Here is a 14,601-nt window from a genome sequence, read left to right on the forward strand (position 1 = left end):
GTAATCTTAGGGATTTAATAACTATATGAACAGTAAGTACAAATTGGTTAGGCAGGTACTTTTTGGTACATCTTTATGAATAACAATGAAAAAATAATTTCACGCAAATCGCCCCCAGAGCGCTCAGCCCGAATGGTCGAGACGATTTATGGCTGTAAATGGTCATTAACGGTTTATCAGTTGTTGGCAAATGGGATCCAAAGGCCTGGAGAAATGGTGCGTTCGGTTGAGGGACTCTCCACTAAGGTATTGAATCAATGTTTAAAAAAGAACATTGAATTTGGCATCTTAGATAAAATTATTTATAACGAATTACCACCGCGGGTCGAATATCAAGTGACGGAGTTTGGCCAAAAATTCCTGCATATTTTGGATGAACTCGAAAAATTGCAGCAAGAAATCGATGGATAATGCGTGGGATTTCAGTTTGGCTGTGTCGATACGCTAAATTAAGGTCATTAACGATATTCTGATCCCGCGCTATTTGATGGGCGGTGATGGGGGCGATATGTTTACTCAGATAGGACGAGAAGGCGGCTGTTTATGCGGAGCAATTCGTTATCGGATTGAGGGTAAGCCCTTCGATGCCGATTATTGCCACTGCCGCATGTGCCAAAAAAGCATTGGGGCCGTGTTTGGTGCTTGGATGGATTTTAAGGTGCAGCAAGTGACTTGGCTTAAGGGCAAAGTGACTGAGTTTGCCTCATCAGAATATGTAAGACGTGGTTTTTGTGCCCACTGCGGCTGCTCACTGACTTTTAGGCACACTGAGTATCCCGATTATCTCACCCTAACGATTGCCAGCTTAGATGATCCTAATTCAGTACAGCCAAATTACCATATTTATACTGAGCAGCAGCCGAGCTGGCTTAAGATTGAGGATAACTGCCAGCGTTACCCTCAAGCCCGCACTAAGTAAGTTGTGCGTGAGGCCAGTTAGGGGGCAATCAAATCCAATGCGTTAACATCCGCAGCGGATAAACCAAATAGCGCGAGATAACTCACCAGATTGGTTCGTTCGCCAGTTGGCGATAACCCATTGACGGCATTTAGAATTGTGCGCTGCGCCTTACGTTCCATCATCAGCTCAACATCGAGCATTTGCTGGTATTCTTCTTCATTCAGGCTGGCCTTGGCGAGACGGCGCAAACGGCGATAGGGCGTAAGAAACTTTTCGTCCCACTCCCAAACAGCATTCACCAGCTGTTGCCATTGTTCGGTCGTATACTGTCGCGGACCCGCCACATCAAGCGTGAGATCTAAATATTGCGCCAGCAATAGTAAATTCACGTTCACATGATTGTTATCCTGTAGCTCAAGGCAAAGCTGTTTATTTTGCCCGTAGCTCATATCACACCAATGCCAAATTTGGCTGTCTAGCGGGGTTGCATCCGACATACGGCTTCCTTGTATGTTAGGCGATAGAGGGCAATTACTGCCCCATTAGCTCAAGTTCCATTGCATCTATTTCTTCTTGTAACTCAAGCCATTGCATTTCACTTTCTTCTAGCGCCTGTGTCAAGCTGGTACGCTCACTGAGTACCGAAGTGAGCTTGGCTTTGTTGTCTTGATCATATAATTCGCTATCGGCCAGCAAATGCTCCAGCTCGGCGAGACGCTCACTGAGCTTTTGTTGATCGGTTTCAAGCTTCGCCTGTTTGCGTTTAAGGGGTGACACCTTTTGGCGTAGCTCGGCTTCTAATCGCTTTTGCTGTTTCTTATCGACCGCAGGTTTGGCATCGTCACCGTTGCTTGCAGGGTTAATACTCGCGGCCTTAGCGGCATCGAGTAACCATTGGTGGTAATCCTCTAAATCGCCATCGAACGCCTGCACTTGGCCTTGATCGACCAGATAGTAATCGCTACAGGTTAAGCGCAATAAATGGCGGTCGTGCGATACGATAACCATTGCGCCTTCAAAGGCTTGCAATGCCATGGTAAGCGCATGGCGCATCTCTAGATCTAAGTGGTTGGTCGGTTCGTCGAGCAGCAATAGGTTAGGGCGCTGCCACACTAATAGGGCCAATACTAAACGTGCTTTCTCACCACCGGAGAAGGGGCGAACCGGCGAGAGCGCCATATCGCCATGGAAGCCAAAACCACCGAGGAAGTTACGTAATTCCTGCTCACGGGCATTGGGCGCAAGGCGCACCAAATGTTGCAGCGGCGTATCGTCTAGGCGTAAAAATTCGATTTGGTGCTGGGCAAAGTAACCGATATTCAGGCCGGGATTGGGCTCATACAATCCGGTCATCGGTGATAACTGGCCCGATAACAGCTTGATTAGGGTTGATTTACCCGCACCGTTGCGGCCTAAGAGGCCGATACGGGCACCGGGGACTAGGTTCAAATGCACTTTGCTAAGGATTTGCTTGTCGCCATAACCCACCGCCACTTGCTCCATTTTAATCAATGGGTTGGGTAGGGCTTCTGGCGGGCGAAACTCCATATAAAACGGGCTATCGGCCTGGGATGGCAACAGCTCAGTCATCCGCTCCAGCGCTTTTAAGCGGCTCTGCGCTTGCTTGGCTTTACTGGCCTTGTAGCGGAAGCGGTCGACGAAGGACTGCATATGCGCCCGTTCTTTTTGCTGGCGCTCATAGGCGACCTGTTGCTGCGCCATACGTTCGGCACGGATGCGCTCAAAGGCACTGTAGTTGCCTTTGTAATAATTGAGTTTTTGATTCTCGACATGGACGATTTCATCGACAATCTCGTCGATAAAATCCCTGTCGTGGCTAATTAAAATCAGCGTGCCTTGATAGGACTTAATCCACCCTTCGAGCCAGTACATGGTATCTAAGTCTAAGTGGTTGGTCGGTTCGTCAAGCAGCAGTAAGTCGGAGCGGCACAGCAGCGCTTGGGCAAGGTTGAGGCGCATCCGCCAACCACCCGAAAAGCTTTTCACTGGGTTATTTTGCTCGGCTTCGCTAAAACCTAAACCTGCCAGCAAGGCACCTGCGCGGGCGCGAATGGCGTAGCCGCCAATGGCATCGATTTTTCCGTGCAGGGTGGCAATGGCATGACCATCATTGTGTTCCTGCGCGATATGTAAATCGGCCTCAAGTTGGCGATATTCTTTATCACCATCAAGTACATACTCAAGTGCAGAGACTTCCAACGCGGGTGTTTCTTGAGCTACGGTGGCGATTTGCCAACCCGAAGGCATACTAAACTCGCCTTTGTCTAAGCTCAGGTGACCCATAATTAATGCCAGCAGTGAGGACTTACCCGTGCCATTGGCGCCGACTAGGCCGACCTTATGGCCGGGATAGATGGTCAAAGAGGCTTCGTCGAGCAGGGTTTTGCTGCCACGGATTAATTGCGCTTGGTTGATGCTGATCATTAACTACAACTTGGTCATATCATGAATGAGTAAGGGCTGTGATGATAACGTACAAGCCGATGGCAAACCACAACTTAGGCCGAGTTGCTGAGGATTTCTTACACTTTTTACAGCATCTTTTGGGCGAATGTGGTGGCGGCTTTTAGGGCGCTCTTAGGATGAGTGCGAATACGAGTGTGCGGCCGATTTGGCAAATCCTTCTTGAGTGAATCCCGCAAGATGCTAACGCCTGCTCATATCTTATGGCATCACAACTTGGTTTAAAGGCTGGCAATAGCTGGGCACTGTGGCAAAATAGCGGCCAATTTCAGGCTCACGCTTTGGGTTTCTCAAGCGAAGCGGAGTCATCTTCTGATCCAACTGAACTGGTCTGTGCATTAAAGGTATTAGCATGACAACCAAAATCAAAAAGCGCTTCGTAGCTGGCGCAAAATGCCCAAAATGTGGCGCCAAGGACAGCATTCTGCTGTTTAAAGAAAACGGTATCGAAACCGTAGAATGCACCGACTGTGATTACTGCGAACAACAAACCGATGTCAAAGTCACCGAAAAAGCCACTGGTGCCGTGATTGGAGTGTTTAAGCCTGACTAGGCTTGGTGTTGCTTTGCTTGTTCGTTTTAAAGCGAGAGTCTAAAAAATTCACCAGTGTGCAGTGTCGATTGGCAATATTACTCCAGTGACACGCCATAAACTCATCCCTGAGGGCTCGACGGTGGCATCCATGCCACCAACGGTCACTTCCGTAAAAATTGCCAATGCTAACTAGCCTTCTCGCAGCTCGTTCTACTAAAAGCTATTTGCCCATTCCGTGTTTCGGCTCGTTAGCTCAATCGACCATTCCTACTCCTGTTGCCATACAAATTCTTATCTATTTGCCTATGTTTGGCCTTACCAGAAATCGGCTAACAATGTATGGGTATACAGTCGTATTTAAATTTAGGTGTTTTGGTATGATTTTGAGACAAAATCAGTGCGCACTAATTCCATCCTTAATAAGCAAAACTCTATAAAATCAATTAACTATAGCGGCTAATTTTAAGTTAATATGTTTGAAAAACACGCATGCGCGTTTTTCCAGATAGTGTATTTAGCTGAAAGCTGATAAGTTCTTTACATACAGATAGTTAACCGTGCGCTTTTTCATCGCTCCAACGAGGCAAACAGCGCAGCGCAAAAATACTAAGACGTTAGATGTCAATGATAGTGTTTGAGCTAAAAGGAATTAAAATGAAAAAGTTAATATGTGTCAGCATAATTTTATTGCTGTCAGCTTGTGCGAACACCTCCGGAGTGGTGCCTCTTGGAGATGATTCCTATCTAATTTCAAGATCAGAGAAAGGGTTCGATGTAACAGGCTCAGCAGTTAAGGCTGATGCAATAAAAGAAGCTAATGAGTACTGTAATTCCAAAGGTAAAAATATAAAGATTTTGAAAGCTACTCAAAAAGATATGGTCCCATTTAAATCTGATGCTCAGGCAGAAATTGAATTTAAGTGTATTGTCAGCAGCTAATGCCACCTAACAAGCCAAGTAAGCAGGACAATAACACGTGTGCTCCCGTCACTTCGTTCCGTATTTTAGCTCACGTGTTATTGTCCCTTATTTTGGCGTTATAAGCCTTTATGAAAAACTTATTAATTCTAACTTTTTTGCTTTTACCTTGTTTTGCATTCGCAAAGAATGAAATCAAAGTGCAGGCTGATCTAGAGTTCCTTTTAGATACTGAAAAGGAATCTGGGAAACTATGCTTTGGTGAAAATGAATGCTCGACTTGGTCGACTTTCTATTTGTTCAAAGCGAATGTTAAAAAAGTCATCATTGGCATTGAACCTAGCGGTTCATTTAAAGTAATTTATGGTCGACATGCTTTGTTAAAACAGGATCTAAATGGTGCTGTAATAACACTTCGAGAACTAGAGAAAAACAATGGTTTTGGGGCAAAATACCAAGTTATTAATATAGAGTAAGCAGCTTGCAACAAGTTGCTTGATTTCGTTCCGGCCACAAAAAAGCGTGGCCTCCACTGGGCTGCCTACGTTACGCTGCTGCAGCCAATTAGCAAAGTGTTAGCTTTCAAGGAGAGTCTGTGAATCTTTTTAAACATACCATGGGTGGATTCTGTTTATTCATACTTTCGGCATGCCAATCAACTAGTTTAAAACACATAGAACAGATTCCTGATAATCAGAAAATACTTGTTGTATCAGCTCTAGGGAATAACCTTTCAATTAGGAATACAGGTGTATTTTCAGATGAACTTAATAAAGTTGATGTGAGGGAATGGGATGTAGACTCATTAATAGCGTACAACTTTATCAAGTTAGCTAAATCACGATTCCAATTTTTACCGTTCAAGTCAGATAAAGTGAACGAAGTTGGTGAGCTAGTAACTAGTCACTGGGATTTTTCATTAGATCTTGGAATCGCTAATAATGAAATATTTGAAATGGCTAAAAATTCAGGTGCATCATACGTTTTAGTATTTAGTACGCGTGACACAACTGATATCGCACCACATACGAAAGGGTATGGTAGGTATACTGCTTCAAAAGGGGAAACTTCTACAGTAATGAATTTTGCCTCTATGTGTTCAACATTGTTTAATGCTAAAACTCAAAAACAAATGATTCAAGCATGTCCTGTAGCGCGATTTGCAGGTAAGGAATTACCTGGCGATGATGGGGATTCATTTGAAGAACAAGTTAAACTTGTTTTAACTGAAAAAAAGGAGTTCATTCAAATTTTAGTAGAGGTAGCTTTGTTAGGCGCCAAAAATATTAATATTGTTCAAACCAATGAAAGCTAAAAGTTACTTAAAAGGATGCATAAGTAACGCGTTATCTCCATAGAAATTTTAATCCGAACTCCACGGATTAGAATAAAAAACCTAACTCGCTTTTGTCCCAAAGCGTGCTGCGTAAGGCTTTTAAATCTTCAGGTTACGCTAATGTCAAAAAGGTGAGCCATGGTGATTAGCGAGACGACCGTCCGCCCCATGGACGGGGCGGTCGAGCATCCACGGACGGACTCGCTGCGTGTCGGTGAGTGAACATCATGGCAAGCCTGCATGAGTGGGTATCAGCAAGCTACCGTTCCATTTTTTCGAATGTTTAGGCCGTGATTTCGCGTTATTCTTTTGCAAATTTCCTTGTTATTCTGCCTCCATCAGCATTGCCACTGTTTCACGCAGTCACTTCTAACATCAAGTGATCGTGAGTGCACGGGCTAATGCCTTACGAGTTAGGAGCATAAAATGAAAGTCTTAGGTCAGTTTTCTGCTAAACCTGCGATGGATGGCGACGGGGTGAATATTCGCCGTGTGGCGGACTTTATCACGACCCATTTTGATCCGTTTTTGATGATGGATGAGATTAAATCCGATGATAAACAGGATTTTATCGGTGGCTTTCCGCCGCATCCGCACCGTGGAATGGAGACCTTTACCTACATCCGGAAGGGCGGGTTTGAGCATCGCGATCAGATGGGTAACGTCAAAGCGATTCGTGCTGGCGATGTGCAGTGGATGAGCACGGGTTACGGCGTGGTGCATTCCGAAATGCCGCTGGCCGATGCGCTTAATGGTCTGCATGGCTTCCAAATTTGGGTCAATATGCCTGCTAAGGACAAACTGCGCACAGCGACTTATCAGGATACGGCTTCAACCCCAAGTGTTGAAACCACGAACGACACAGGCGCTACCCTTAAAGCCTTGGCGGGGGATTGGGCATTTGCGGGTAAAAGCGCGATCTGTGCCACCATCCAAGGATTAGCGGGCGAGGCGGCGATTGCCGACTTGATGATAAATGCTAATGGTGAGGCGCAGCTCGATTTATCTAAGCATGAGTTTGCCGCCCTCTATCTTTACCAAGGTGGCTTGAGTAAAGGTGTAGGCTCGCAGTGGTCATTCAATGAAGGCCAGTTTTTAGTGCTCGATAGCCAAACGCCATTGCAGCTCAAGGCCGATGAACGCGGTGCGGGCATGCTACTGTTTGTGGGTAAACCGATTCGCGAGAAAATTGTTCAAATGGGGCCGTTTGTGATGAACACCCAAGCGGAAATTCAGCAGGCGATTCGCGATTATCAAGAGGGCCGCTTTGGCAGCATTGCCTAAGTCTCCCTTGCTTTAAATCTTGACTCCTTGCTTGAAAAACACTGCTAGTACAAAGCTTGTTTTTCCGTAGTCACAGCCACCAAGCCCTGCCAATGCAGGGCTTTTTGTTAGCGCACTTCTTATTAATGACTCTCTTTAAAGCAGGCAATAAAGCCTGCTTTGGTGGTTAAGCGAAAGACTTCAGGAAAAGGGCGCGCTTTATTGCTACAATAGCCTAGCTTTGGGATGGCGCGGATAAGACTGAACACGGCAAGTTGCCAACTTAGCCTTATTACGTGAGTGGCGTAGCTTATTTAAAGAGCTAGTTTAAAAGCCTAAGTTAAAGGCTTAGTTAACTTAACCGCCAGAAATAAAGACCTAAACAAATGGCTAAACGCCCCGAAGCGATAAGCGTATTTAATCAGTAACACTATGCAATTTCAGTGACTTGCCTGAGTTTATGCCAGCGCGGGTTACCCACCACAGGATATTCGCCTTGAGCAATTCAGACACTCAGCCTTCAATGGCTTTCTCGACTCTTAAGCTAAAACCCGAACTGCTTGAGAACCTTACCACTATGGGCTATCACGAAATGACGCCGATTCAGGCGCAGAGTCTGCCAGCCATTTTAGCGGGTGAGGATGTGATTGGTCAGGGCAAGACGGGTTCGGGTAAAACGGCAGCCTTCGGTTTAGGTCTGTTGAACAAGTTAGACGTTAAGCGTTTTCGCATTCAAACCTTAGTGCTGTGTCCAACCCGCGAACTGGCTGACCAAGTGGCGCAGGAGATCCGCACACTGGCGCGTGGTATTCACAACGTAAAAGTGCTCACTCTTTGCGGTGGCGTGCCCATGGGGCCGCAAATTGGTTCGCTCGAGCATGGCGCCCACATTATCGTTGGTACACCGGGGCGGATTGTCGATCACTTAGAGCGGAACCGTTTAGACCTAAGCAACCTCAATATGCTCGTGCTGGACGAAGCCGACCGTATGCTGGAGATGGGCTTCCAACCACAGCTCGATGCGATTATCGAGCAGTCGCCACGCGAGCGCCAAACCTTGCTGTTTAGCGCAACCTTCCCCGAGCAGATCCAGTCGATTGCTAAGCAAATTATGTACGACCCTGTGATGGTGAAAGTGGCCGTAACCCACGAAAAGAGCACCATTGAGCAGCATTTCTACCATTTGGATGACGACAAGGCGCGCATGCAGGCGCTGCAATTATTGCTGCTGGATCGTAAGCCAGAGAGTGCGGTGGTGTTTTGTAATACCAAGCGCGAAACCCAAAAAGTGGCCGATGAACTGAGCGATGCAGGCTTTAGCGTTATCGCCCTGCACGGCGATTTAGAACAGCGTGACCGGGATGAAACCCTGCTGCAATTTGCTAACAAGAGTGCCTGTGTGTTGGTCGCAACCGATGTAGCTGCCCGTGGCCTCGATATCGACGCACTGGATGCGGTATTTAACTACCATGTGGCCTATGATACCGAAGTGCATATTCACCGTATTGGCCGTACCGGCCGTGCGGGCAGTAAGGGCGCGGCTTTTACCTTCTTTAACGATCAAGATGGCTACAAAATTGCGTTATTAGAAGAGTACTTAGAGCGCGATATTCAGAGCGAAGCCTTACCATCATTAAGTTTGCTGGGGACTGCGCCCAATGCGCCAACCATGATCACCCTGCAAATCGATGGCGGTAAAAAAGAGAAGCTTCGCCCCGGCGATATCCTCGGCGCCCTCACTGGGGAGAATGGTATCGAAGGCTCGCAGGTCGGCAAAATCCTTGTGACCGATTACCGCGCCTATGTGGCGGTGAATCGTAAAGTCGCTAAAAAGGCGCTGAGTAAAATCACCAGCGGCCGCATTAAACGTAAATCCTACCGCGCGTGGTTAATGAAATAACCCGCAGTTAAGTGATTAAAAAGCGAAGCCAAATGGCTTCGCTTTTTGCTTTATGGCCTAGGGTTAGAAGTTATAGGTGACGCCCAGCATCAGGTTGCGTCCCATTAACGGCGCATAATCCTTGAGTAGGGAAGTATGGGGGCGGGCCTCCTGATTGAGCAGGTTGGTGCCTTTGAGATAAACCAAAATATCGCCGCTTGAGGTATACCAGCGATAAGTGGCGGCTGCGTTCACTAGGGCATAGCCTGCGGTTTCGGTCTCATTGTCGGCGGTGTCGGTTTGGCGGGCATAGCCAATGGCGCCTAACTCTGCGTGCCACTGCTGCAGATCGAAGTTTACTGTCGAGCCGACACGCATCGGCGATATTTGCGGTAAGTTACCGCCATCGACGAGTTTGCCGCGGGTGTAGTCGCTAAAGAGCCCGAGTGACCAGAGATCATTAAATGGAATCGTTGCCTGCGCCTCGATGGAGTAAAGATCCGCATCACCTTGAGTATATTGATAAACCGGCATGTCGCCTTCTTCATCGCTGTTGACCAGATCCGAGGCAACCAGTCCAGTGTTGCGCTCATAGTAGAAGTTATTGACTCGGTTATAGGCGAAGCTGAGTGAACCTGTCCATGCGCCGTCCAGCTTACGCAGCGTGAGGTCGATATTGTTGGCGACTTCCTTATCGTTACTGCCGCTGTTAGCAACAATTTGGCCATTCTCTAGGCTAAATTGCGACCCTAACTCAAAGCTTTGAGTCGCATCGTGTGGCCCGTAGCTGTAAAGCTCTTCGGCAGTGGCCGAGCGTTCGGCGCGGGTGAGTGATAGGCCAAGATTATAGGAAGGGGCGAAATCCCACACTACGCCCGCCGACAGCGTCACATTATTATCAGTTAAATCATTAGGTTGATACTCTTGTTCACCATTAAGCGTGTCGAGCTGCATGCTATCGGGCGCGAGGCGGTAATGCTCGAGGCGACCGCCGAGTTCAAAGCGAAAATCCCCCAACTTACGTTCTTGCACGATAAAGGCGGCGAGTGTGTCTGTTTTACTGTCGGGGGTGAGGGCTTCGTCGCCTTCTACCGCAAAGTCGCGGTGCACCGCATGCAGCCCCAGAGTGCCTTGCCATTCGCCCCAAGGATGATTGTTTAGGCTTAAACGTGCTTCGCTCTGCTTGTTGAAAAAAGTGGTGCCAGCAACGCCATCTTCTTCCTCGGCGTGTTGATAATCGCTATAAGCTGCGTCGAATTTTAACTTACTAAAACCAGCAAAGGGGTCGAGTAGCCCGCTATGTAATTGCCAAGCGGTTTTCTGTAAGTCGATGCTGATATTGGGTGCATCGGCCTCACCACGGCTGGGGATGCCGTAGTTGGATTCGGTGCGCGCGCCGGAGACGCTAACAAAACCCGAATTTCCCGTATAACCAACGCCGGCGGCGTAATCATCGAGTTTGAGTTGGCTATTGGCTAAGGTGCCGTGGGTGCTCGGCATATCGGCAATGGCATTACCGGGAATATCGACATCTTCGGTTTTTCTGTGGGTGCCATCCAGATGCCAGTTAAACTGCCCATTACCGCCGTTGAGTTCGCCATTATAGGTTTGGCCATTATTGGCGCTGTCATAGCGAGCGCCAAAGTGCCCAGTCACTTCATCGACTGGGGTTTCGCTATAGCGGGTATCGACCACATTGACGACACCGCCGATGGCGCCATTGCCATAGAGTAGGGTGCCAGGGCCACGAAGAATTTCAATCTGCTGCGCCGAGGCGGCCTCGGAGGTCACGGCATGGTCCGCCGATACGGTAGAGGCATCGCCAACCGACAAGCCATTTTCAAGCACTTGTACTCTGGGGCCGCCCATGCCGCGGATAATCGGCCGACTGGCGCCCGCACCAAAGTGAGAAGCCTGTACGCCGGGGAGTTTTTCTAAGGTGTCGCCCAAGGTGGGTTCGGTGTTGAGCTTGAGTTGATCCTCGGTCAATACGCTGATGGGCGTGGTGCTTTCAAGGGCCGAGCGGGCGAGGGGCGATGCGGTTACCACGATATTTTCCATCGGGGTTTGGCTCAGCGCCACATCTTGAATAAGTACCGCTGTCGTTGAGCTAATCTCTTGATCGCTATGTTTAAAATTCGCATGGCTCACATGTAGATGCAGGTGACTATTATCGGCAATCTTGAGTTGATACTGGCCTTGGGCATCCGTAGTTGTGCTGTTACCACCGTCAACACTGACGCGGGCATTGGCGAGCGCGTTACCTTGTTGATCAGTGACTTGGCCTTGAAGCTCTGCGGCCATAGCCGATGAACACACGCTCGCGACCGCAAGCGCTATTGAAGATAGTGCAAGTTTCATTGTGCCTTTCCTTGTAGATAAGCAAAAAATTAATTTTTAAGTTTTTGAATTTGCTTTCTAAAAGGGAGGGGCGCGCGCATCAACATGGCGAATGTGGGCTAAGCTGGGGGCTTGATAGGTGGCAGTGGCGCGATGATCGGCGTGTTGCAAATCCAGCGGTAGCACGGGCATAGATGCCGGACTTGCACTGGTATCATGGCCAAAATCGCAGACAATACAATGGGTGTGTTCATGTTCCAGACTGTGTTCAGTGTAATGGGTCAGCGCAAAGCACTGGGTAACCAGTAGCCATACACTGAGCAGCAACCAAGGCCACTTTTTATGAGTCCGAAATTGATGATAAGCCATTATTGTTATTGGTTAAGGTTCAGCCGTTAGTCTTATCGGGAAGCGCATATCCCTGTTGAAATGAGCTAAAGCCTGCGCCTGCGTCAGGCAACCTGAGTCGCTGATGCAGGCTAATTCGCTTTAGCCTTATCTAATCCACAAACTGACCTTAATTGATTTACATTGACCGAGTCTAGTTAACTTTTAGTTATAAAACTGGTTCAGTGGCAATCTAAGGTAAAAAGCGCTTGCTGGCAGTGGCGGCACTTAAACTTGTAGATGGCCGGGTTGCCACCCTTTTGGTAGCTAGATAAGAGTTTTTGCCATAGGTCATGGTTGGGCAGGTATTCGGCTAAAAAGTCTTCTAATGCTTCGCCCAGCAAGGCTTGTAAATCAGTGAGTTCGGCATCGCCATGAAACTCGCAGGCATCATTACAGTGGGATTGCCAGACTTCCTGTTGCCATGAGACATACCCTGGCGTTCTTTCCGCCACTTCCTTCACGATGGCGAGATCCAGCCCCGCGTCGAGTAGCGGATAATCGTCGACAAAATGGCCATTAAATTTGTCTGCGGCGCTACCATCGGCAACGCACCAAGGGCAAATCGCTTCAACATTGTCCCTGCAATACATTCCTGAGCTGCAGATAAATCCCCGTGCTTGGCCGCAGCATTCGCAGGTCGCATCGCTTGCGATCACAGCGCCAGTATTGAGGGGATGAGGGTGATAAGTAAACTGAGGGAAATCCATTTCAACTCCTAAGTGAAGAATAACGCGATTAAATCGCCAAGCTGATTATCATTGAGCTGAGTGGTTGATTCAATAGTTTATTCAATGAGATAAGCACTTAGCTGGTGCTCGCAGTGCCACTTAGTTAACCCTTATTGTGTTTTTTACTCGGCTATCGGCTCGGCCTTTTGCACTGTTATTGGCATCTTTTGGCCATGGGATGATTAGGGCTCAATTGCAGTAAATCCCAACGGTTGCCATAGAGGTCCTCGAACACGGCAACGGTGCCGTAATCCTGCTCCTGCGGCTCACGAATAAAGCGGATCCCAATGGACTGCATATAGTGATAATCGCGCCAAAAATCATCGGTATTTAAAAATAGAAACACACGGCCGCCAGCTTGATTACCGATAAAGGGGGCTTGCTCCGGCTTAGAGGCCTTGGCTAACAATAAGGCGGTGCCACTGGAATTGGGTGGGGCTACCACGACCCAACGCTTATCTTGCTCGGGTTGATAGCTGTCTTCAATCAATTCGAATTTGAGTTTATTGACATAAAAATCAATCGCCTCATCGTAATCTCTTACAACGAGTGCGATATGGACAATGGCTTGTTTCATCTTGAGTGCTCGACTTTTGCTGTCTGATAAACCGCTATTGTATGGCTATCGCTGCGGTTAGTGTACCGCTGCGATGGACAATCAATCTGTGACTCAAGTGAGTGGCACTTTGGCCACTCACTTTAGAGGCTTATTTAAAAACGCAATGTAAGAGCTAAGGGCAGGGTAATCTAAATTGATCTGAGAGGGCATTTAGACGGCTGAGTAACTCGGGGGAGAGGCTGACTTTTAAGCTGTCGATATTCTCTTTCAGCTGGTATAAGTCCGTGGCGCCAATGATATTTGAGCCAACAAATTTACGCGAGTTAACAAAGGCTAACGCCATTTGCGCGGGCGAGAGATTAAACTCGCGGGCTAAGTCTACGTAGGCAGCCGTGGCATCGAGTGCCATTTGCGATCCTGTGTAACGGGCGAAGCGTTTAAACAGGGTTAAGCGCGCACCTTCTGGCCATTGGTTATTGCAATATTTGCCGCTCAAAGCACCAAAGGCCAAGGGTGAGTAGGCCAGCAGTGGCAACTCTTCGCGGTGGCTGATTTCACTCATGCCGACCTCAAAGCTGCGGTTGAGTAGGTTATAGGGGTTTTGCACCGTCACAATGCGCGGCAGGCCGTGTTTTTCCGCCAGTTGCAGATACTTCATCAGTCCCCAAGGGGTTTCGTTCGACACGCCGATGTAGCGCACTTTGCCTTGGCGAATGACTTCGGCGAGGGCTTCGAGGGTTTCGAGGATTGGCGTTTGCTGCTCAATCTCTTGCTCGTCGTAGAATAACTCCCCGAAGAAGTTGGTATTGCGGTCAGGCCAATGTACTTGGTAGAGATCGATAGTATCGATTTGCAGGCGTTCGAGTGAGGCATCGACAGCTTGGTGGATATTGTTCCAGTCCAGCGCCATATTCTTGCGAATATAGTCACTCTTACCACCCGGTGCGGCAATCTTCGTGGCGATCACTAGGTCATCACGGTTGCCACGGGCTTTAATGTATTGGCCCAAAATGCGCTCGGTTTCCCCTTGGGTTTCCGGCTTGGGCGGCACGGGGTACATTTCCGCAGTGTCAATAAAGTTGATGCCACTGCCGATGGCGTAGTCTAGCTGTGCGAAGGCTTCGGCTTGGGTATTTTGTTCGCCCCAAGTCATAGTGCCTAAACAGATTTTGCTCACCTCGAGATTAGAATGTGGTATGCGTCTGTATTCCATCTATTTCTCCTACGGAAACTATCTTAGTCCGAGGCTATCAAGCTTTTGCTGTAAA

General features: G+C 48.1%; 15 protein-coding genes. 8 read left to right on the plus strand and 7 right to left on the minus strand.

What is annotated here, in order from left to right; all coding sequences use genetic code 11:
• Positions 1–75: 75 nt before the first annotated feature.
• Together ACUZ8J_RS04090 and ACUZ8J_RS04095 are read left to right on the plus strand one after the other, a co-directional pair.
• Positions 76–411: a winged helix-turn-helix transcriptional regulator gene (locus ACUZ8J_RS04090; protein ID WP_023266941.1), complete on the plus strand. Its 336-nt coding sequence runs from the start codon at positions 76–78 to the stop codon at positions 409–411.
• A 97-nt stretch (positions 412–508) separates the two neighbouring features.
• Entirely contained in the window at positions 509–919 is a 411-nt protein-coding gene (locus ACUZ8J_RS04095) for a GFA family protein (RefSeq protein ID WP_446693146.1), read from the plus strand.
• Positions 920–936: 17 nt separating this feature from the next.
• On the opposite strand, the gene ACUZ8J_RS04100 is transcribed toward ACUZ8J_RS04095, so the two are convergent.
• Together ACUZ8J_RS04100 and ACUZ8J_RS04105 are read right to left on the minus strand one after the other, a co-directional pair.
• Positions 937–1,398: a DUF2390 domain-containing protein gene (locus tag ACUZ8J_RS04100; RefSeq protein WP_446693147.1), complete on the minus strand. Its 462-nt coding sequence runs from the start codon at positions 1,396–1,398 to the stop codon at positions 937–939.
• Positions 1,399–1,432: 34 nt separating this feature from the next.
• The gene (locus tag ACUZ8J_RS04105; protein WP_446693148.1) at positions 1,433–3,346 is read right to left on the minus strand and encodes an ABC transporter ATP-binding protein; all 1,914 of its coding nucleotides are present in this window, start codon (positions 3,344–3,346) and stop codon (positions 1,433–1,435) included.
• Between the two features lie 391 nt (positions 3,347–3,737).
• On the opposite strand from ACUZ8J_RS04105, the gene ACUZ8J_RS04110 reads away from it, so the two are divergent.
• From ACUZ8J_RS04110 to dbpA, 6 genes are all read left to right on the plus strand, one after another.
• Complete coding sequence (locus ACUZ8J_RS04110; RefSeq protein WP_446693149.1) at positions 3,738–3,938, plus strand: YheV family putative zinc ribbon protein; 201 nt, start codon at positions 3,738–3,740, stop codon at positions 3,936–3,938.
• A gap of 636 nt (positions 3,939–4,574) precedes the next feature.
• A complete protein-coding gene (locus ACUZ8J_RS04115; protein WP_446693150.1) occupies positions 4,575–4,859 on the plus strand; it encodes a hypothetical protein in 285 nt (94 codons plus the stop codon).
• Between the two features lie 110 nt (positions 4,860–4,969).
• A complete protein-coding gene (locus ACUZ8J_RS04120) occupies positions 4,970–5,314 on the plus strand; it encodes a hypothetical protein (protein ID WP_446693151.1) in 345 nt (114 codons plus the stop codon).
• Positions 5,315–5,433: 119 nt separating this feature from the next.
• Complete coding sequence (locus ACUZ8J_RS04125) at positions 5,434–6,153, plus strand: hypothetical protein (RefSeq protein ID WP_446693152.1); 720 nt, start codon at positions 5,434–5,436, stop codon at positions 6,151–6,153.
• A gap of 447 nt (positions 6,154–6,600) precedes the next feature.
• Positions 6,601–7,458 carry a pirin family protein gene (locus ACUZ8J_RS04130; protein WP_446693153.1) on the plus strand — a complete coding sequence of 286 codons (858 nt, stop codon included), beginning with the start codon at positions 6,601–6,603 and terminating at the stop codon, positions 7,456–7,458.
• 502 nt (positions 7,459–7,960) lie between these two features.
• Entirely contained in the window at positions 7,961–9,337 is a 1,377-nt protein-coding gene (gene dbpA / locus ACUZ8J_RS04135) for an ATP-dependent RNA helicase DbpA (RefSeq protein WP_446694903.1), read from the plus strand.
• Between the two features lie 63 nt (positions 9,338–9,400).
• Here the strand turns inward: dbpA and ACUZ8J_RS04140 are convergent, their stop codons facing one another.
• The 5 genes from ACUZ8J_RS04140 to ACUZ8J_RS04160 form a co-directional block, all read right to left on the minus strand.
• Positions 9,401–11,677 (minus strand): TonB-dependent receptor, encoded by a 2,277-nt coding sequence (locus ACUZ8J_RS04140; protein ID WP_446693154.1) that lies wholly within the window; start codon positions 11,675–11,677, stop codon positions 9,401–9,403.
• 57 nt (positions 11,678–11,734) lie between these two features.
• Positions 11,735–11,983: a hypothetical protein gene (locus ACUZ8J_RS04145; RefSeq protein ID WP_240520056.1), complete on the minus strand. Its 249-nt coding sequence runs from the start codon at positions 11,981–11,983 to the stop codon at positions 11,735–11,737.
• A gap of 242 nt (positions 11,984–12,225) precedes the next feature.
• Positions 12,226–12,753 (minus strand): CbrC family protein, encoded by a 528-nt coding sequence (locus tag ACUZ8J_RS04150; RefSeq protein WP_446693155.1) that lies wholly within the window; start codon positions 12,751–12,753, stop codon positions 12,226–12,228.
• A 175-nt stretch (positions 12,754–12,928) separates the two neighbouring features.
• A complete protein-coding gene (locus tag ACUZ8J_RS04155) occupies positions 12,929–13,351 on the minus strand; it encodes a VOC family protein (protein ID WP_109286537.1) in 423 nt (140 codons plus the stop codon).
• Between the two features lie 154 nt (positions 13,352–13,505).
• On the minus strand, positions 13,506–14,546 hold the full coding sequence (locus ACUZ8J_RS04160) for an NADP(H)-dependent aldo-keto reductase (protein WP_011718176.1): 1,041 nt from the start codon (positions 14,544–14,546) through the stop codon (positions 13,506–13,508).
• Positions 14,547–14,601 lie beyond the last annotated feature (55 nt).

The sequence above is a fragment of the Shewanella sp. Koi 1 genome (assembly GCF_052907445.1).